Here is a 20,636-nt window from a genome sequence, read left to right on the forward strand (position 1 = left end):
AAAACACGCTAATTAATATACATTATTTACATAATCAATACGCCTGTTATCATAGCATAATTTGGGTTTTTCGGGAATGACTAAAGGTTAATAAAATAGCCATCTAAAAAGACCGAGCTATCTTTGGTACATAGAAAATTAATTTTTATCCCGCATTAACGGGCAGTAAGCCTCCCACTTCAAGAATAAAGTGAAATCGACCTAAGGAAAAGTGAGAAATCAACTGCCCGTAAAAGCCCGAATGGTTCAACTAACAATCAGTGGGGAAGAGCGTCCACTGAATGAAGTTTCACTTTATAAAAACCAAGCTAAACGCCCGAAAAACAGTGCTTTAGCATGTTTTCAGGCGCTTCTCCTAGGCATGCTCCTTTAGCATGTCATCCATATATTGTTTTGGTGCTTTTTGGATAAAGTATAAAATAACGAAGGCTATAAGGAATAAAGAACCTGTTACAAAAAAAACAGATGGAATATTAAGTAATCCACTTACAACTCCACCAAGTACAGGACCAATAATATTCCCTAAAAAGCGGAAGCTCTGACTATAGCCCATTACTTCTCCTTGAACAGCAACAGGTGCATCACGGCGAATAAGTGCTGATGTAATTGGAATTAAGCCACCTGCTACAATGCCGAATAAAAGCCGCAATAAAATAAGCTGCCAAAGTGAAGTAACAAAAGCTTGCGGTACGACAAAAAGAACGCAGCAAATTAATAAGCCAGTCAGCACACGCTCGTAGCCAATTTGGTCGCTTAAATGACCCCAAAAGCGTGCAAATAATATATTGCCTAAGCCAGCCGCACTAAATGCAACACCTGCAAGCATTGCAACATTGGTGGCTGAGGTTAAATGGGTCACATACAAGGAAAGTAATGGCTGGATGCTAAAATTGCCAATTTGAATTAAGCTAGTGACAATCATCACGCTAAACATAAGGCGGTGGTGGAAAATAGCCCACAAAACATTTTTGCGTGAATAAATTGCACTTTTTTTCTTTTTGATAATTTCAGGTTCCTTAATACCGAAAATAATAATAATGCCCGAAAGAACGATAGCAGCCGCGGTAAATAAAAATGTATACGTAAAGCCAAAAGTGTCCGCAAGTAAGCCCCCGATAACCGGACCGAATAGAGTTCCACCAACGCTGCCCATTTGTAATGTGCCGAGTGTTTTTCCTGCGATTTCTTTTGGCGTATGTCTACTAATAAATGCGATAGATGTAGGAATAAATCCTGTCACAACACCCATAAATAAGCGCAATACAAAAAACTGCCCAACATCTTGCACATAGCCCATTAAAAAGATGCTTATTGCAATACCGAAGCAGTTAATAATCATAATAGGCTTATAACCGTATTTATCCGCAATCCGCCCCCATATTGGTGACATTAAAAATGCTGTAATAAAGGTCGCAGCAAAAATAAGACCAGCCCATCTTTGCACATAGCTTTCAGAAAAATTACCGAGCGTATCAATGTATAGTGAAAGGAATGGCATAATCATTGTTGTGGATCCTGCAACGATAAAGTTTGCGATTAAAATAATAATAAAATTGTGTTTCCGATTTTTCATTGTGCGTCACTTTCTTTCCAACTTAGTAATAATACTCAGCAGAAGTTCGAGACAACTAAACATATAGGGGAATTAGCTGAGAAAAGATATTGACATACAGTATAACTTATTTCGTAACACGAAGGAAGCAACTTGATTGCTAAAAGCGGAAAAGTAAAAAGAAATATGTTAGAATAGGAAAGATTAATGATTAAATTTAAAGGAGAGACATGCATGTTTCCACAATTAACGACAGAGCTAAATGCAGGCGAAATTTTAGTAGAAATGAACACAACAATGGGTTCAATTAAAATTAAATTATTCCCAGAGCATGCACCAAAAACAGTTGAAAACTTTTTAGGTCATGCGAAATCAGGGTATTATAACGGGATTGTTTTTCATCGTGTAATTACTGATTTTATGATTCAGGGCGGTGACCCAACTGGTACAGGTATGGGCGGCGAATCAATTTGGGGCGGTTCCTTTGAAGATGAATTCCACCATGACTTATTTAACTTCCGCGGAGCACTATCAATGGCGAATGCTGGTCCAAATACAAATGGCTCACAATTTTTCATCGTGCAAATGCCTCATATTCCAAGCGATATGATTCGTCAAATGGAGCAAGCAAGCTTCCCGAAAGAAGCAATTGAGTATTATGCTGAACATGGCGGTACACCATGGTTAGACCATAAACATACAGTATTTGGTCATGTAGTTGAGGGTATGGATATTGTCGATAAAATTGCAGGTGTGAAAAAGGATATGCGTGATAAGCCACTTGAAGATATTAAAATCGAATCAATTACGGTATTAAATAATTAATTGAAAGAAGTGTGAAAAAATGGCTTCATTCATTTTAAATTTTAGTTTTATTCAATTCCCAGAGGATAAGTCCTCCTACTTGCCGGCTGCCATCGAAGTCCTTCTCTTAATGGTGTTTTGCGTATTTGTCGTTAAACTTATACGTAAATTTTCGAAAAAGCAAGAGCTTGCGGCGAAGGAACTCGAAGCGCGTGCATTAGCAGAGCGTGACGAACGCATGAAACAAGAAAATCAACAATAAAAAGTAAGGGTTTGTCTGAAAGCGGCGCGCTAGCCTACTTTCGGACAAACCCTTATTGTACAAAGCTTAATTAGTGGCAAGTGCCTTTTTAAAGCGGGCAACGCCATCTTCAACGACAGAGAATGGGCAAGCGACATTCATACGTAAGAAGCCTCGTCCTGCCTCGCTATATTTTGTGCCGGGCTCTAAAGCAAGTTTACCAATTGTTAATAATCGTTGCATCATTTCTTTTTCAGATAAGCCTGTGCCTCTATAATCAATCCACATTAAGTAAGTACCTTCAGGTTTAGCAACAGAAATACCATCAAGCGCATTTAATTCCTTGCTGACGTAATCCATATTTACTGATAAATAATCAATTAATTCATCCAACCATGTATCGCCATATGTGTAAGCAGCTTGTACAGCAGCGGAAGCAAATGCATTTAAGTCCATTTTGCCATGTGCGGTAGCATTTTCCTCTAGCTGCTTGCGTAAATCTTCATTTGGAACAACCATCATAGCTGCCTGAATACCAGCTAAATTGAACGTTTTTGTAGGGGCAATACACGAAATTATTTTCGCTTGCTCGCTACCTGCAACAGATAATGCAGGTACGAATTTTGCACCAGGTAACACTACATCTGCATGAATTTCATCTGCTAATAAATAAACATCATACTTAATGCATAGTGCTACTAGCTCCTCTAATTGCGCGCGGCTCCAAACAACACCTGCTGGATTATGAGGATTACATAGTATGTATAGCTTCACTCCTTGCTTAAATAGCTCTTCAAGCTGTGCAAAATCATACGTATAAGAGCCATTTACCTCTACTAAATCACAAAAAACAAGCTCACGACCTTGATTTTTTGGAACGCTCGAAAATGGCGGATAGACAGGTGTTGAAATCGCCACTTTATCATTCGGAGCTGTAAATGTTTCAATGATACTTGCGATTGCTGGAACAACACCGTGATGGAATAAAATTGTTTCAGGAAGAATCGTCCATTGATGACGGCGCTCATACCAGTTAACAACCGCTTCTTTACAGCCATCACAGACATATGAATAACCAAATATCGGGTGCTTTAAACGTTCTTCAATTGCCTCAATTACTTCCTTTGGAGCTGCGAAATCCATATCTGCAATCCACATTGGTAAAATATCGCTAGCATCTTCAATATTAAAAATTTGCTCAATGCGGTCCCATTTGTAAGAACGGGATTTACGGCGATCGATAGTTGCATTAAAATTTGACATACATAATCACTCTTTTCTTTGTAATAATTTGATTTTGCATAAACTAAAAAAGCTATAGATGATGAAGTGTAAAAGCACATCACAATCGATTTAGACTCGCATTAACTATCCATGCTTTTTTAATAATCATCGAAGATTAAGTATTTCCTCGTTGATTTTAGTTTGACTTTATTATATGTTATCATACGAATCATATAAACATAATAATTTAGGGGACTAGGAAAATTGGAAAATATCGAAATGAATCAAAAGGCTGTTAAAGTGCTTGAGGAGTGGGACCCATTTCAGTTGGGTGCTGACAGCTATGACACAGAAACTGCGGATGTAGTTGCAGCTTTGCAGGGGATAGATGATCCGAGCGACTTAGCAAAGGTTATTCAAACTGTTTATGAACACTCTTATGAACAATGGATTCCATTTGAGCGTTGTGTGGAAATGGCCTATAAATTAATTGCAATTAAATTTGAAGCGAAATGCATAATATAAAAAAGCATAGACAAAGTGCGAACTGAACTGCGCCACTTTGTCTATGCTTTTTAATTTATAATTCCACGAATTAAAATAACAGCAATTACAATTGGGGCGATGTAGCGCACGATTGTATACCAAACTGTAAATAGTACTGGTGTTGCTTGAAGCTCCTGCTGTGCAATTGGCTTTCGGTAGTGATAGCCGACAAATAATGAAATTAATATTGCGCCAATTGGCATAGCAATGCTATTCGTTAAATAATCAATAAAATTAAAAATTGATTTATTAAAAATTGTTATATTCGACAATACCCCAAAAGATAGGGCACTTGGAATGCCAATGATAAAAATAATGGCAGCGAATAACCAAGAGGCCTTTTTACGCAAATGGAGTCGTTCGCCAATGCTGTTTGAAATAACAACCTCAAGCAATGAAATCGCAGATGTTATTGTAGCGAATAATAGTAAAATAAAGAAAATGATGAGCAGAACCTGACCAAAAGGGAGCTGTTCAAAAACGGCGGGAATCATCATGAAAACAAGACCTGGTCCCTCTGTTGGCGAATAGCCTAATGCAAATACCGCTGGGAAAATAACGAGTCCTGCAAGTAAAGAAATAATAATATTCATCGTTGCCACATTAATGCCTGAGCTTACGATGTTTTCTTCCTTCGGTAAATATGAAGCATATGTAATCATGATACAAATTCCAACGCTTAGTGAGAAAAATGCTTGGCCGAGCGCCAATAAAAATGTTTCGCCATTGAAATAGGACCAATCTGGTACGAACATAAAGCGCACGCCCTCCATCGCACCATCCAACGTTAGCGAGCGAATACAAAGCAAAATAAAAAAGATAAATAACAGCGGCATCATCCATTTGCTCGCTAGCTCAATCCCATCTTTAATACCAGCCTGCACAATTAATAATGTTAGAAGCATAAATGCACCTTGCGCAATGATTATTTCAATGGGGTTTTCAATGATTTGCTGAAATAGTTGTGAAAAATCGGTACCTTGACCGGATAAACTAAATGTTAGTGCGCGCAGCAAATAGCTTAAAATCCAGCCACCAACAACGCTATAAAACGATAAAATTAAACCGCTTGTAATCACGCCGAGCCATCCAACTAAAAACCATGGACGATTTGGTGCTTGTTTTTTAAATGATTGAATGGCGCTTGCTTGCCCACGACGCCCAATCATAAATTCAGCAATTAGAATAGGGAGCCCTATTAATAATGTGCAAATAATAAATAATAAAATAAAAACACTGCCTCCGTTTGTTCCGACCATATACGGAAATTTCCATATCGCGCCAATACCGATAGCGCTACCGGCTGCAGCTAAAATAAAACCAATCTTTGATGCAAAATGCTCTCTAGAAGCCAATAAAAACCCTCCTTAATATTTAAAACAAGTACCTATTCTACAATACTTTTTACAGAAATAAAACTATATTCGCAATTATGTAACAAAGAGATGTCTGGAAAGTCATTTTGGGATGTCCCTTTTGCAGGAGCACATGTTTTTTGTTTCGAAAGCGAAGCGACAGCTACAAGTATTTTTAACGAATATGGAAGGAGGAGCTGTTCGAAAAGTCCTGCGTTTTGTTCGTCTTTCATTGAAGTAAAAACTACTTAAAAATAGTAAAAGATTTCTTTTGAAAGAGGCAACTGTTTTTTGGACAGCCTTTTAAGATTTTGTAAATCATGTAAAACCCCTCTTTCCTTGGGGTGTTCCTTTGTTCTGTGTAGTGCATTATGTTATAATTTAACATGACATTTTCGTATATAGACACAGAAGGTAGGAACGTATGATGGAAAAACAATACAAAGTAGGTGACGTGCTAACTGGAAAAGTAACTGGAATTCAACCATACGGAGCATTCGTGGCGTTAGATGAGCAAACTCAAGGACTTGTTCACATCTCAGAAATTACGTATGGATTTGTAAAGGATGTTAGTCACTTCTTAAAAGTTGGCGATGAAATTACTGTGAAGATTTTGGAAATTGAATCCGAATCCCAAAAAATAAGCTTATCCATTCGTGCGTTGCAAGAAGAGCCTACCCATCTGAAAAAGGAGCAGCGCAAAACATTGCAGGAGCGACTTGATGAGGATGACGCAGCAGGCTTTCAGCCATTAAAAGATAAGCTACAGGAATGGATTGAACAATCAGGACAAAAATAACAAAGTGAAGAAGGCGCCCAAAAAGCCGTGCATAATCGGCTTTTTGGGCGTTTTTGATGATGTTTTTTTGCTACAGAAAAAAATTACGAGCGAATTAAGGGTGTTTATGAGCGAATTTTACATGTTTACGAGCGAATTGTGACTTTTTAACTAGATGCAATATAAAAAGGAGCTGACCGAACAAGATTTATCTTTTCAGCCAGCACGGTCATCATAAAGCGGTCTCAATCAAGCTGCTTCCATTTACGCAGACGATATTGCAAGTTTTGTCTGCTCATACCAAGTGCGGCAGCGGCTTTTGTGACATTGCCGTTATGCATTTTCAACACATTTTGCACGTAAAATATTTCGGCATCACGCAAATATTCATCAAGCGGTAGCAATTGCTCATCATTCAAAATCAAACTTGACGGCGTACCAGACTGCTGTACCTTAAAGCGGAAATGGAGTGGCAACATTTCAAATGTGACTATTTCCTCATTCGTTATAACTGCTGCAATTTCATCAAGTAATAGCTCTAATTCCTTCAAATTCCCCGGCCAATCATGGCTCATAAAAAGCCTCATTACTTCAGGTGATAAACCTTGGATAGAGGAAGCAAAACGTGCGCGATGGCGAGCGAAATAATCTGATACAAATGGCTCAATATCCTCCTTACGCTCGCATAAGGGCGGAATAGAAATGACTAAATTGGCGAAAAAATAATAAAGCTCTTTCAATAATTGACCTTCGCTAATTAAGTCAATAGGGTCGCTGCCTATACTGCCAATAATCATATGCTTTGTCACGGATAGTTCCTTTAAAATTTGAAGTAACTGCTCCTGCATTTCAATCGACAAAAATTCAATGCGCTCAAAAAAGAAAGTAAAGTTGCCGCCAGCTTGCAAATGATTGCGAATTTTTTCGACAATCCGCTCATCACGTCTGCTGAAAAATGTAATAAAATCATCATTATTTGGCAATAATGCATTGTGGATGCTTTCAGCAACTAAATCTTTTCCAGTACCAGAATCACCGATTAGTAACACAGGAATACGTGCATGGGCAGCTTTTTTTGCATGTGTCATTACTTGCTGCATTGCATCGGAAACAGCTGTAATTGTCTCAAATGTCAGCGGCTCACCGTATCTTCTTAAAGGTTGATAAATCAGCTTCTCAAGTGATGTAATATCGCGTGCAAATTCAATCGCACCGATAAGTTTATCTTGATCAAAAATCGGGAAAGTATCGTTTAGTGTTGTAATTTCATGCCCATCTTTATTGCGATATGTTTGTTTCACATTCATTTCTTTGCGCCCGGTTTGTATAACGCGCCACAATGTACTATCTTTTTTGCGGAATGCAAAAAGCTCAAAAAGGGAATGGCTAGTCATTTCTTCAAATGCATAGCCTTCAATTTCTTTCATTTTTGCATTATAAAGTAATGTTTTCCCCTCAGTATCAATCGCGTGAATCCCTACAGAAATATGCTCAATCGCATGTATGTAAAAGGGAATGAGCTGTCTTTGCTGTTCAAACAATGCAAGCACCTCAAATTTTCTTAAAATTTTTTAAAAGATAATACTTGAAAAAAGCAATAATCTTTTGCATTATTATAAATATAAAGTGTGATTGAGTGCAAATTTTTTTTGCGTGAAATTGCATTTAATAATTAAAAAAATTATTTAGGAGGATTTTTCATGATTCCATATAAGCACGAGCCATTCACTGATTTCGCACAACAAGAAAACAAAGATGCATATTTAGCAGGCTTAAAATTAGTCGACAGCTATTTAGGTCAAGACTATCCATTAATTATTGGTGGCGAGCGCATCACAACAGAAGACAAGATTGTTTCTTACAACCCAGCAAAGAAAACAGAAGTGATTGGTCGCGTATCAAAAGCTTCACGTGAGCTTGCTGAAAAAGCAATGAAAATTGCAGATGAAACATTCAAAACATGGAAAAAAGTTGATCCTGCCATTCGCGCAGACGTATTATTCAAAGCAGCTGCTATTATCCGTCGCCGCAAATTCGAATTCTCAGCTTTATTAACAAAAGAAGCGGGTAAGCCATGGAATGAGGCAGATGCAGATACTGCTGAAGCGATTGACTTCCTAGAATATTATGGCCGTCAAATGCTACGCATTAAAAATGGTCAACCAGTAGAAAGCCGTCCAGGCGAATACAACCGTTATGACTACATTCCATTAGGAGTGGGAATTGTTATTTCTCCATGGAACTTCCCATTCGCTATTATGGCTGGTACAACCGTAGCGGCTGTTGTTACAGGTAATACAGTATTATTAAAACCAGCTTCAACAACACCAGTTGTTGCTTATAAATTTATCGAGGTATTAGAAGAAGCAGGCTTACCAGCAGGCGTAGTTAACTATGTGCCAGGTAGCGGTGCAGAAGTTGGGGACTACTTAGTAGATCATCCACGTACACGTTTCATCAGCTTTACAGGTTCACGTGATGTAGGTTTACGTATTAACGAACGTGCATCGAAATTAAACGAAGGTCAAATTTGGATTAAACGTGTCATCGCAGAAATGGGCGGTAAAGATACAATCGTTGTAGATAAAGAGGCTGATTTAGAATTAGCAGCTCAATCAATCGTGAAATCAGCATTTGGTTTCTCTGGTCAAAAATGTTCAGCATGTTCACGTGCGGTTATCGTAGAAGATGTTTACGAGCAAGTTGTGAATCGTGTAGAAGAATTAACAAAAGCGTTAACAATCGGTGACCCAGCAGACCCATCGAACTTCATGGCAACAGTAATTGACCAAGCAGCATTCAATAAAGTAACAGAGTACATTGAAATTGGTAAAGGCGAAGGCCGTTTAGTTGCTGGCGGTACAGCAGATGATTCTGTAGGTTACTTCGTACATCCAACTGTATTTGCAGATGTAGATCCGTCTGCACGTATTATGAAAGAAGAAATCTTTGGCCCAGTTGTTGCAATTGCAAAAGCAAAAGATTTCGATCAAGCAATCGAAATTGCGAATGATACGGAATACGGTTTGACAGGTGCAGTTATTACAAATAATCGCCTTAACCTAGAAAAAGCACGTGAGGATTTCCACGTAGGAAACCTTTACTTCAACCGTGGCTGTACAGGTGCAATTGTAGGTTACCAACCATTTGGTGGTTTCAACATGTCAGGAACAGACTCAAAAGCAGGTGGTCCAGACTACTTACAATTACACATGCAAGCGAAAACAACTTCAGAAATGCTTTAATTTTTTTCAAGAAAAATCTTCCGTTTTTTCAAATGTGAGATGAATATAATTTAGCGGGTGTTCAAATGTCCGTTGAAAAAGAGGAACTCAGTCTAAGAGCGTCACATTCTGTGGCGACGACTGAGTGACCAACCAACATCGTGTCGGCGGATGTCGCAGATTAGTTAACCGTTGTCACAGGACGTGATGGTTTTAGGTTAACTTCCACTGACAAGCTCGAAAAAATCTGGACGCAATAACGCCGAGGCGTTATTGATTAGAAAAATGGCGGGTAGACAATGGTATGCCCGCTATTTTCAGTGTTTAAAAGTAAAGCTCAATTTCGAAGTTTTGTAGTGAAATTAGTGAATTTTGCGTAAAATTCATAGGTCATGTTTGCGAATACGTAAAATTCCTTGAAGACTTTTTAAAATGTGACAATTTTATAAACAAATTTATGTTGAAATATGTTACAATGTTGGCGATATCAAAAAACAATTAAAAATGTTAAAGAGGCGAATTAATAATGGCTGAAAATTTAAACCTATTTACATCAACACAGGATGTCATTCAAGAAGCGTTACAAAAACTTGGTTATGATGAAGCGATGTATGAATTACTAAAGGAACCACTTCGTATGTTAGAAGTACGCATCCCTGTTAAAATGGATGATGGTACGACGAAAGTGTTCACAGGTTATCGTGCACAGCATAATGACGCAGTAGGACCAACTAAAGGTGGCGTACGTTTCCACCCAGCTGTTACTGACGAGGAAGTTAAAGCGCTTTCAATGTGGATGACATTGAAATGTGGAATTGTAGATTTACCGTATGGTGGAGGTAAAGGTGGGGTTATTTGTGACCCACGTCAAATGTCAATGGGCGAAATCGAACGCTTAAGTCGTGGTTATGTGCGTGCAGTAAGTCAAATCGTTGGACCAACAAAAGATATTCCAGCGCCAGACGTATTTACAAACGCTCAAATTATGGCATGGATGATGGACGAGTATAGCCGCATGGACGAATTTAACTCACCAGGCTTCATCACTGGTAAGCCGCTTGTACTTGGTGGTTCGCAAGGACGTGACCGTGCAACAGCGGAAGGTGTAACAATTGTTATTAAAGAAGCAGCAAAAAAACGTGGTATTGATATTGAAGGAGCGCGTGTTGTTATCCAAGGTTTCGGTAACGCAGGTAGCTTCCTAGCAAAATTCATGAGCGATTTAGGTGCAAAAATTATTGGTATCTCTGATGCCTATGGTGCATTACATGATCCTAACGGTTTAGATATCGACTATTTATTAGATCGCCGCGACTCATTCGGTACTGTAACAACTCTATTTGAAAATACGATTACAAACAAAGAGCTATTAGAGTTAGAATGTGATATTTTAGTACCTGCAGCTATTGAAAATCAAATTACTGCAGATAATGCACACGATATTAAAGCAAACATTGTTGTAGAAGCTGCTAACGGACCAACGACTGCAGAAGCAACAAAAATTTTAACAGAGCGTGGTATTCTTTTAGTGCCAGACGTACTAGCATCTGCTGGTGGTGTAACTGTATCTTACTTCGAATGGGTACAAAACAACCAAGGCTACTACTGGACAGAAGAAGAAGTACGTGAAAAATTAATTCGCAAAATGGTAGATGCTTTTGACAGCGTCTACACAACAGCTACGAATCGCAACATTAATATGCGCTTAGCTGCATACATGGTAGGTGTTCGCCGCACTGCCGAAGCATCTCGCTTCCGTGGTTGGGTGTAATATAATAGAAGAAAGACTGCTGGCTAGAGAATTCTCTGCCAGCAGTTTTTTTGTGTTTTTTAAGGTAATTCTTTCAGTAGCGAAACTATGAGAGAGTGCTCTCATTTTTCAGATTTTGTTCAGTCACTTTATAGTAATGTCGGAGAAGGTCGGGGATAAAAAATGAAGGGGAGGGACGTAAATACAACTGAATATAGAAAAAGGTAGGAGTGATAAAAATGGAAACATACAAAGAACGAAAAAGTTGGTGGCAAAAAGCACTTCCGACAGCGCTTTCCGTTATGCTTGTCGCTAGCAGCCTTTCAGTAGCAGTACCGACTAGTGAAGTAAAGGCGGCTGACAATGTACTTGCACCAGGAGGGGTAAGTAATGGCTTAATCTCTTGGATAGATGTGGAGCGTAGTGCAGAGCTTGAAGGAAATGACGTGACTGCGGTAACAGATTTAGCTGATAATGAACCTTGGGTAAGAGAAGCGCTCACTTCTTATAATGAAAATGGTATGAATTTTAATGGTGGACTTCAAACAAACAAAGTAATGTATACTCGTTCTGCAAGTGAATTTAATGTAAACGATTCAGCGCGTGAAGTATTTTCTGTACAAGCAAGTGAAAATTATACAGGATTTCCTTGGGAGCTCGGTGGAAAAGGATCGACAGCTAGATATGGTACAGGAAATAGCATAGCAACATATTTTGGTAGAGAAGATAGTTTAACTATTAATGTTGATAATTACGACTTGAAAAACGGGGCAATGTTAAACATATGGAGTGCGCAAGATGATTGGACACTTTCACTAAATGGAAGTAAATTGCATGAAGAAAAAGATAATACACCGAGTTTTACTACTAGTACCTCTGGAAGTCGATACTATATTGGTGCAGGTCATTCCAGTCGTTTTAATGGCATGATTGCCGAAGTAATTCTATTTAATCGTCAATTAGAAGTCGATGAACGAATGAGAGTTAACAGCTATCTGGCTTTAAAATATGGTCTTACATTAAAGGACGATAATGATAGTTTAATAGATTATCTTGCTAGCGATAGCTCACCAATGTGGGAGGCTACTAGTAATATTGGTTACGGCAACCGAATCACAGGCATTGGACGTGACGATAATGGAGCATTGAATCAAAAGCAATCGAAGGCTCAAATTGACGACGCGAATGTCACAATTGCATTAGGTAGCGAGATTAAGGAAACTAATGCTAAAAATCAAAATACGATAGCAAATGACAAATCTTTCTTCATATTCAGTGATAATGGTGCTGAAGCTAATTTTGTTACTTCGTTAAAGAAAGATGAAGAAAAGCTAAAGCATATTGCGCGTATTTACAAAGTTCAAAAGACGAATTGGCATGATACAATTATCACTTTGGCAGTAGATAAAGTACAGGATGCAACAAAGTATCCGTTATATTTAGTTGTAAGTTCAGACAATCAGTTTGATGAAAATGATTTATTCTATCCATTAATAGATGGGGAAATTACACTAAACAGTAGCCTACTTACTGATGGAACATTCTTTACGATTGCTGCACCAATACCTGAAGTTGAAAGTGCGCACCTTGAGCAAGTAATAGCTGAAGGCAACCAAATTATTTTAACATTTGATCAAGAGGTTCAACTAACGGATGGTGAAGAAGGCTTTACAGTAGAAATCGACGGTCAACAAATTACATTAGACGCTAATGCAATTGAGGTTGACCCAGACGATGCAACAAAAGTCATTATCACATTGCCTAATGGTACAGACGTGACTGATAAAGAAATCATTGTTGATTATGATGACAGTCAAGGAAATATACAAGGAACAAATGGTGTAGCTGTTGAAAACTTCAAAAAAACAATTGACAATAAACAGCTAGCTTTAAATGTGGAAAAACCAGCTGGCAACACAGTTATAACAGCGAGACCGGAATTTTCAGGAACAGCAACCCCTGGTGCAAAGGTGACTGTGAAAATTTCTGATGAGATTACGTTAGAAGTAACAGCGGGGAGCGATGGAAAATGGAGCGTTACACCAGATACAGACCTTCCTGACGGTGATTACAATGTAGAAATTATAGCTGAGAAAGATGGTAAAACATCTGCACCAGTGACAAAAACATTGAAGATAGATACTATCACACCAGTTTCCTATGAAGATGCACTAACTATTACACAACCTGCTGAAATAATAAATAATTCAAAGCCAACAATCAGCGGTACAGTGCAGACATCAATAACGACACCATCAACAGTTACAATTGAATTAAAGGATGCGGGTGGTCGTGTAATCGCAACGGCCGATTCAGCCTCAGTCATTGTGAATTCGGACGGTACTTGGGAATTTACACCACCGACAGATTTGCCAGACGGTACGTACACAATTATTGCGACAGCAACAGACGGTACAAATACGGCAATAAAAGAGCATACATTTACAATTATTACGGTAGACAAAACGGCATTACAAAACAAAGTAGATGAAAGCACTCGTTTAAATGCTAGTGAGTACACACCAAATACTTGGACAAACTATCAAGCGGCCTTATTGCAAGCGCAAAATGTGTTAGACAATCCACATGCAACACAGGATGAAGTTAATCTAGCATTAGCAGAGTTGGCAGCAGCACAAAATGCACTTGTCCCTGTGACAACAGTGGGGCAAGGGTTAAATAGTTTAACACCTTCAACAGGAGGTATATTAAGCCCGAGCTTCCAAACAGATGTCACAGATTATATGATGAATGTAGGAAATTCAACGACTGTTATTGGTTTTGACGCAATACCAGTACAAGCGGGTGCGACAGTGACGACAACGGTGAATGGTCAGCCAGGTACATTAGGGCAAATTCCATTACAAGTTGGGGCGAATACAATTGTTATTACAGTGACCGATGCCAATGGCTTCGTGAAGCGCTATACAATCATTGTATATCGTGCTGCTTATACGGGTGGTGGAGGTACATCAACGCCAACACCAACACCAAGCCTAGAAGCACCAGCAGAAACAAAAACAATTATTCATGTTGATTTAGAAGTGGATGGTGAAAATCCACTGGAAAAAACAACAGTGGAAATTGAGCGCACGACACATCCAGATGGACGTATTACAGATCTTGTGAATTTAACGCCAGAACAAGCTTTAGAAGCGGTAGAGAAAGCGAAGCAAATTGGCAATACAATTGCACGTATCGTAATTCCGGATGTACAGGATGTAGTTGCCCAAACGACAGTTGAAGTACCAAAAGATGCATTGCGTATTTTACGTGACAATGGCTTAGACCTAGAAATTTCTACAGATAATGCACATATTGCAATACCAAACAGCTCTATGGGAGGGGTAGAGGACAACTTCTACTTCCGTTTAGTGCCTGTGAAAAAGGAAGATGAGCGTCAGGCAATTGAAGCCCGTGCTCGTGCGGAGCGTGTTGTACGTGAAGCTTTACAAAGCAACAACGTACATGTAGTTGCTCGTCCGATGACGATTGAAACAAATCTACCTTCCCGCCCAGTGATTGTAACATTGCCGTTACGTGGTATCACATTACCAACAGCAGATGCAGAGCGCCAGGCGTATCTAAATAGCTTAGCTGTATTTATCGAACATACGGATGGCGAAAAGAAAGTAGTTCAGCCAGAAGTCGTGACGATGCATGACGGCAACATTGGATTACGCTTTACAGTAGAGAAATTCAGTACATTTACAATTATTCAAGTAAGTGAAGAAGGAACGCATACTGCCTATATTCGTGGCTTTGAGGACGGTACATTCCGCCCAGAGGAAAATATTACACGTGCACAAGTGGCGCGTATGATTGCTCGTATTTTAGGCTATGAAGAAGATACAGTGATAAATGTAGCACCATTCAAAGACATCCCAAGCACGCATTTTGCGGCAAGTGAAATTGCCTTTGTTAAAGCAGCAGGAATTATGGATGGTGATGAAAAAGGGAACTTTAATGCATCGAACAATATTACACGTGCACAAATGGCGAAAGTCGTGGCAAATTTCAAAAAGCTACATGTAGAAGAGAACATTCCATTAACATTTAGCGATACAAAAAATCATTGGGCACAGTGGATTATTGAGGCAAATCGCGATGCGGGTATTATTAGCGGTTATCCAGATGGACGCTTTGCACCAAATGAAGCCATTACACGTGTACAAGCAGTGCGTATGATGAATCGCATGTTAGAGCGAGGACCGTTATACGGTGTACAAAATGCAAGTTTCTCTGATGTACCAGAAACACATCGTGCATTTATGGATATTGAGGAAGCAGCACGTAAGCATTCTTATATTGTAGATGAAAATAAGCATGAGCTATTTGTTAAATAATATAAATCCCGACAAGAGTTAGACGAGGCATAGTTGGTTATAAAAGTTAGGGCTGTCTGAAAAGGAATATCTTTTCGGACAGCCCCTTCTTGGTAGCTACTTATATTGTTAACTAATTAACTTGTCTAGTTTTTGTCAAGAAAATATGTGTAGTATACATAATAAAAGGGTTTGTTTATGATGATGATAATTACGTTATGCATAGGTTGCGCAGTCTTGAGCTGGCTAATATACAAGCAGAAGCAAAAAGCATTACGACGTGAAAAGAAGAAGGTGATGATACAGCGTCTGGATATTTTATTAAAATCCAATCCGCCCAAAACATCATCTGAAAATCCAAAGAAAGATACTGCTTTATAGGAAACAACCGCTATACTGAAAGGGAGTAAATATACGGAGAAGGAAGGCATGATGATGAAAAAATATATTTTAATTGCGGTAAGTATTATCATGCTATTTGTGCTTGTCTTTTTTATTGGCAATCAACAATATTTTTGGGATGACAAAAAAATAACTGTAGAAAACGGTGCTGCTTCAATAACGACTGAGCAATTAAAAAGGACGACAAAGCTTGAGGGGGAATGGTCTTTTTATCCGAATGAACTGATTGCACCGAATGAATCGCTAGAAAACTATGCAAATAACCGCATAACTGTTAGGGTACCAAGCGATTTAAGTAGTTATATGGAGCCAAATAAAGAGGGATTAGCTGTTGGGACGTACTATGTAAAAGTAGAAGTACCGGCTGATGGTCAGTATGGCTTATATATTAATACGATTCGTCAAGCTAATCGTATATTTATTAATGGTGTGGAGGTAGGAGGAAGAGGGCAGCCTGCGCGTAATTTACAAGACTATGAATCTGAAAGTGCAGACAAATATACTGTTTTTGCACAAAGTATGGAAAAAGAATTACATATTTTGATTCATATTAGTATTTATAACTATCCACGAGCAGGTATATTGTATCCAATCGAATTTGGCACTGCGGATAAAGTGCAAGCGTACTATTTGAAAAAGTTAGTATTAAGTGCGCTTGTTAGTTTAGGCTATATTGTGCTGGGAATCATTTATAGCTTTGCTTATATACTGAATCGCAGACGGAAAGAAGAGTTGTTCTTTGGTTTATTTGCGATTTTATTTGGCATATATATGTCCTTTATCAACGAAAAAATATTTTTCTTGCTGACATCTATAAATTCCACGGCACTGGAAACGAAATTACAGCTAGGAATTATCCCATTAGCTCTTATATGCTTGACATTATTTATTCATAATATGTACCCACAAATGACGAAAAAGCCAATCCTTTATTTATTGCTTCTTTTGCTGTGCATTGCTTTTGTAAAATACGGTATTTATGATCCGTTTTACAAAGGGAGAGCTACGACAGGGGCGGAGTTGAATTCTAGAAAGCTTCAATACATTGCTCTTTTAGCTCCTACCTTTATATATAATGCTATTATTTTAATACGTGTACTTATCCAACGATTAGAGGAGGCTAAATATGTATTAATTGTTGTGATGGCTGTAGGGTGTTACAGTTTTTTATTGGCTCTCAATTTTATCACGGATTTTCCGTTTGATTATAGTGAATTTGTGCTATTCATTGTAGTGCTAATTAGTTTTTCTTTATTGTTAAATTATCGAGCAAATGCCGCATTAATAAAAGTTGAAAATTTAACGAAGGAGCTCGTTTTACATAATCAAATGAAGGATGAATTTTTACTAAAAACGTCCCATGAGTTACGGACGCCGTTAAATGGCATATTGAACTTATCAAAGTCTTTAATGGAGGGCTTGGAGGGTCCATTAAAGCGGGAGCAACAGGAGCAAGCGATTTTAATTCATAATGTGACGAATCGTTTAGGGCATTTAGTAGATGATTTATTGTTCTCATCACATCATATGACAGGGGAAATAAAAATTACACCGACCGTAGTGTCTGTCAAAGTAATAAATGAGGTGGTAGAAGAAATCAAAAGTGTCATGCCGAACAATTCACATGTGCAAATGCTAGCGGCAATTGATGCGACACTACCCTCTATGTGGACAGATGAGCTACGCTTTAAGCAAGTATTATATAATTTACTACACAATGCTATCCAGCATACAAAAGAAGGAGAAATTGCAGTTACTGCCTTTCTTCAGGGGCAGCAACTAGCTATTCGAGTGAGTGATACAGGTGCTGGGATTGCAGAACAAAATATTGAGCATATATTTAATGCGTTTTATCAAGCGCCAAATGAATCAAAGGCAGAGGGATTAGGCTTAGGCTTAAGTATTGCGAAAAATATTGTGGAGAAATTAAATGGTGAAATTTATGTGGAAAGCAAGGTAGGGCAAGGAACCACATTTACTTTTACAATGCCTTTTGCAAAAGAGGAGCAGCAGCATTCTTTAATGGTTACAACAGCATTAACAACAAGACATGCAGCTTTACCACAATTACAATTACCACTAATCCATAAAGGGAACGATAAAACGATTCTGATTGTTGATGATGACCACACAAATATTAAAGTACTGTTTGATGCATGTGTAGCAAAAGGTTATTCTGCTATTGCAGTAGATAACGGCTTTGATGCATTGCACTATATTGAGAAAAACAAAGTAGAGTGCGTGCTGACAGATTTATTAATGAAGGATATGTCCGGCTATGAACTTTGCAAGCTAGTACGCAAGCGATACGATATGCTAGAATTGCCGATTATCGTACTAACGGCAATTATGAAGCAAACCGACTTGTTAATGACATTGCAAGTTGGCGCAAACGATTATTTACAAAAGCCAATCGTAATGGATGAATTATTTGTTCGCATTGAGTCACTATTGGCAATACGCCAATCTTCTATTGATGCAATAGAAACGGAAATGAATTATTTATATGCACAAGTAACACCGCATTTTGTTTACAATACACTGAATACGATTATCGGTTTAAGCTATACAAATATAGAGAATACGAGAGAAGCGCTCTACTGCTTAGCGACCTACTTCCGCGCAAAATTAAATGTCCACTATCGCAATAGCAAAGTGCCATTAGAAGAGGAAATTGAGCTAGTAAAAGCTTATTTATATATTGAAAAAATGCGCTTTGGCGAGCGGCTTACTGTACATTATGATATTGATGAATCGATTCATTTAATGATTCCTGCTCTATCGCTTCAGCCTTTAATAGAAAATGCAGTTGTCCACGGTATTTCAAAGAAAAAAGAAGGCGGTATTATTGAGCTGAGTGTAAAGCGTGAGGGTCAATTTGTCCGCATTAAAGTATCGGATAATGGAGCGGGAATGTCGGAGAAAAAGCTTCAGCAATTATTAAGTGGGAAAGGCTCGCGTATTGGTTTTACAAACCCATGGAAAAAATTCGATTTGCTAAAAAACGTAAGTTTAAATTTGCACAGTAAGGAAGGGCATGGAACAACGATTATTATTTTATTACCGAAGGAGGAAGGGCTATGAATATTGCTATAATCGACGATGAGCAGATGGCGATTGATGTATTGCAAATTATGCTGAAAAATATTCATTCACTCCCAATTTCAATAAAAGGTGCCTTTACAAATGTTAGCGATGCTATCAAACTATTCGAACGGGAGCCAATAGATGTTGTTTTACTTGATATGGAGATGGTTGATATGCATGGTTTGCAAGTAGCAAAACAGCTACTTGCAAAGCAGCCATCAATTTCAATTATTTTTGTGACGGCACATATGCAATTTGCTGTAGATGCCTTTGAAATAGAGGCAACAGATTATTTATTAAAGCCTGTACATGAAAAAAGATTGCTCAAAGCTTTAACGAAAGCAAAGGAGAAAAGAGAATTACAGCAAAAGGTAAAAGTTATAGATGAGCAGCCTGTATTTTATGTACAAACCTTCGATAGTTTTCAATTATTAGACCAAAACAACCAGACGATAAAATGGCGCACGAAAAAAGTAAAGGAATTGTTTATCTATTTATGGTTGAATCAGCAAAAACCTAACTTAAATGTCTTGATTATCGAAATTTTATGGCCTAATAGCGAATATGACAAAGGCTCCGCCAATTTATATACGACAGTCTACCAACTGCGAAAACTATTTAAAGACAAGGGAGTTGAAAACCCAATAGAACTTGTCAACAACCATTATCAATTAAATCTTCAAGTAAAGAGTGATTATGAGAATTTACAAAGCATATTAAATAAAGAGAATCATAATGAACTAGAGATACAGCGAATATTAAATATTTATCAAAGTGATTTTTTAGAAAATGAAGATTATGATTGGGCAATAAAGATTAAAAATGATATGAAGCAGCAGGTTTTACATGTCCTAGAGCGTTATGTGGAGAATACAGTTTCAGAAAACACATTGTTAAAGCTGAGCTGCCTACAAAAAATGTTGCTTTTAGATGAATATAATGAACGATTTATGTTTAAAATTTTACAATTTTTAGTGCAGAACAATCGGAAAATGGAATGCATGAAATTTTATCATGAAATAAAAGCGAAACTAGAAGTGGATTTGAAGGTTTCTGTACCAGAAGAAATTGAAAAATTATATGAAGGCTATATGAAAAAACAGCAGCTTTGAGCTTTATAGAAAAGCTCATATAAAATAGCCATAAATACGTGCGGTAGTAGGATATCCGAAAAGTTTGACACCGCATTGAAATAAAGATTTTGATTGCTCCACTTTTATTGAAGGAGAATACTGCTAAAGCCAATGTTCATCCCATTTTTAAAAGATGTCTTCTCTATTTAGGTGAGTTCACTTTTGTCAAATATCATCGCCACTGTCCAAAATGCCGGCTATGCACGGCTTTTTGG

General features: G+C 38.0%; 14 protein-coding genes. 9 read left to right on the forward strand and 5 right to left on the reverse strand.

Going from position 1 to position 20,636, the window contains the following annotated elements:
* Positions 1-355: 355 nt before the first annotated feature.
* Positions 356-1,573: an MFS transporter gene (locus tag MHB51_RS17645; RefSeq protein WP_066166437.1), complete on the reverse strand. Its 1,218-nt coding sequence runs from the start codon at positions 1,571-1,573 to the stop codon at positions 356-358.
* Between the two features lie 213 nt (positions 1,574-1,786).
* Here MHB51_RS17645 and MHB51_RS17650 point away from each other — a divergent pair, with 213 nt between their 5' ends.
* Both MHB51_RS17650 and MHB51_RS17655 read left to right on the forward strand, forming a co-directional pair.
* Positions 1,787-2,377, forward strand: coding sequence for a peptidylprolyl isomerase (locus MHB51_RS17650; protein WP_066166434.1), 591 nt, complete (start codon positions 1,787-1,789; stop codon positions 2,375-2,377).
* A gap of 19 nt (positions 2,378-2,396) precedes the next feature.
* Entirely contained in the window at positions 2,397-2,618 is a 222-nt protein-coding gene (locus tag MHB51_RS17655; protein ID WP_066166431.1) for a hypothetical protein, read from the forward strand.
* A 66-nt stretch (positions 2,619-2,684) separates the two neighbouring features.
* Here MHB51_RS17655 and MHB51_RS17660 read toward each other — a convergent pair whose 3' ends face one another.
* Positions 2,685-3,860: a MalY/PatB family protein gene (locus MHB51_RS17660; RefSeq protein WP_066166428.1), complete on the reverse strand. Its 1,176-nt coding sequence runs from the start codon at positions 3,858-3,860 to the stop codon at positions 2,685-2,687.
* 225 nt (positions 3,861-4,085) lie between these two features.
* Here MHB51_RS17660 and MHB51_RS17665 point away from each other — a divergent pair, with 225 nt between their 5' ends.
* Positions 4,086-4,346 carry a DUF1871 family protein gene (locus tag MHB51_RS17665; RefSeq protein WP_342558712.1) on the forward strand — a complete coding sequence of 87 codons (261 nt, stop codon included), beginning with the start codon at positions 4,086-4,088 and terminating at the stop codon, positions 4,344-4,346.
* A 50-nt stretch (positions 4,347-4,396) separates the two neighbouring features.
* Here the strand turns inward: MHB51_RS17665 and MHB51_RS17670 are convergent, their stop codons facing one another.
* Together MHB51_RS17670 and MHB51_RS17675 are read right to left on the reverse strand one after the other, a co-directional pair.
* Complete coding sequence (locus MHB51_RS17670) at positions 4,397-5,722, reverse strand: sodium-dependent transporter (RefSeq protein ID WP_066166425.1); 1,326 nt, start codon at positions 5,720-5,722, stop codon at positions 4,397-4,399.
* 32 nt (positions 5,723-5,754) lie between these two features.
* Entirely contained in the window at positions 5,755-5,955 is a 201-nt protein-coding gene (locus tag MHB51_RS17675) for a hypothetical protein (protein ID WP_342558713.1), read from the reverse strand.
* A gap of 194 nt (positions 5,956-6,149) precedes the next feature.
* On the opposite strand from MHB51_RS17675, the gene yugI reads away from it, so the two are divergent.
* Positions 6,150-6,521, forward strand: coding sequence for a S1 domain-containing post-transcriptional regulator GSP13 (yugI, locus tag MHB51_RS17680; RefSeq protein WP_066167415.1), 372 nt, complete (start codon positions 6,150-6,152; stop codon positions 6,519-6,521).
* Positions 6,522-6,745: 224 nt separating this feature from the next.
* Here yugI and MHB51_RS17685 read toward each other — a convergent pair whose 3' ends face one another.
* Complete coding sequence (locus MHB51_RS17685) at positions 6,746-8,041, reverse strand: sigma 54-interacting transcriptional regulator (protein ID WP_107943120.1); 1,296 nt, start codon at positions 8,039-8,041, stop codon at positions 6,746-6,748.
* 159 nt (positions 8,042-8,200) lie between these two features.
* Here MHB51_RS17685 and pruA point away from each other — a divergent pair, with 159 nt between their 5' ends.
* From pruA to MHB51_RS17710, 5 genes are all read left to right on the forward strand, one after another.
* Positions 8,201-9,745, forward strand: coding sequence for an L-glutamate gamma-semialdehyde dehydrogenase (gene pruA / locus MHB51_RS17690; protein ID WP_107943119.1), 1,545 nt, complete (start codon positions 8,201-8,203; stop codon positions 9,743-9,745).
* 505 nt (positions 9,746-10,250) lie between these two features.
* Entirely contained in the window at positions 10,251-11,495 is a 1,245-nt protein-coding gene (locus MHB51_RS17695; RefSeq protein ID WP_066166416.1) for a Glu/Leu/Phe/Val dehydrogenase, read from the forward strand.
* A 218-nt stretch (positions 11,496-11,713) separates the two neighbouring features.
* The gene (locus MHB51_RS17700) at positions 11,714-15,820 is read left to right on the forward strand and encodes an S-layer homology domain-containing protein (protein ID WP_342558714.1); all 4,107 of its coding nucleotides are present in this window, start codon (positions 11,714-11,716) and stop codon (positions 15,818-15,820) included.
* A gap of 408 nt (positions 15,821-16,228) precedes the next feature.
* The gene (locus tag MHB51_RS17705; protein WP_342558715.1) at positions 16,229-19,285 is read left to right on the forward strand and encodes an ATP-binding protein; all 3,057 of its coding nucleotides are present in this window, start codon (positions 16,229-16,231) and stop codon (positions 19,283-19,285) included.
* Positions 19,282-20,400 carry a response regulator gene (locus tag MHB51_RS17710; protein ID WP_342558716.1) on the forward strand — a complete coding sequence of 373 codons (1,119 nt, stop codon included), beginning with the start codon at positions 19,282-19,284 and terminating at the stop codon, positions 20,398-20,400. The genes MHB51_RS17705 and MHB51_RS17710 overlap by 4 nt, the downstream gene beginning before the upstream one ends.
* Positions 20,401-20,636: the final 236 nt, after the last annotated feature.

The organism is Metasolibacillus sp. FSL K6-0083, from assembly GCF_038630865.1.
GTDB lineage: Bacteria > Bacillota > Bacilli > Bacillales_A > Planococcaceae > Metasolibacillus > Metasolibacillus fluoroglycofenilyticus.

Coding starts and splice junctions, on each gene's coding strand:
- MHB51_RS17645 (WP_066166437.1), bottom strand. CDS start 1,573: ATGAAAAATCGGAAACACAATTTTATTATTATTTTAATCGCAAACTTT.
- MHB51_RS17650 (WP_066166434.1), top strand. CDS start 1,787: ATGTTTCCACAATTAACGACAGAGCTAAATGCAGGCGAAATTTTAGTA.
- MHB51_RS17655 (WP_066166431.1), top strand. CDS start 2,397: ATGGCTTCATTCATTTTAAATTTTAGTTTTATTCAATTCCCAGAGGAT.
- MHB51_RS17660 (WP_066166428.1), bottom strand. CDS start 3,860: ATGTCAAATTTTAATGCAACTATCGATCGCCGTAAATCCCGTTCTTAC.
- MHB51_RS17675 (WP_342558713.1), bottom strand. CDS start 5,955: ATGAAAGACGAACAAAACGCAGGACTTTTCGAACAGCTCCTCCTTCCA.
- yugI (WP_066167415.1), top strand. CDS start 6,150: ATGGAAAAACAATACAAAGTAGGTGACGTGCTAACTGGAAAAGTAACT.
- pruA (WP_107943119.1), top strand. CDS start 8,201: ATGATTCCATATAAGCACGAGCCATTCACTGATTTCGCACAACAAGAA.
- MHB51_RS17695 (WP_066166416.1), top strand. CDS start 10,251: ATGGCTGAAAATTTAAACCTATTTACATCAACACAGGATGTCATTCAA.
- MHB51_RS17700 (WP_342558714.1), top strand. CDS start 11,714: ATGGAAACATACAAAGAACGAAAAAGTTGGTGGCAAAAAGCACTTCCG.
- MHB51_RS17705 (WP_342558715.1), top strand. CDS start 16,229: ATGATGATGAAAAAATATATTTTAATTGCGGTAAGTATTATCATGCTA.
- MHB51_RS17710 (WP_342558716.1), top strand. CDS start 19,282: ATGAATATTGCTATAATCGACGATGAGCAGATGGCGATTGATGTATTG.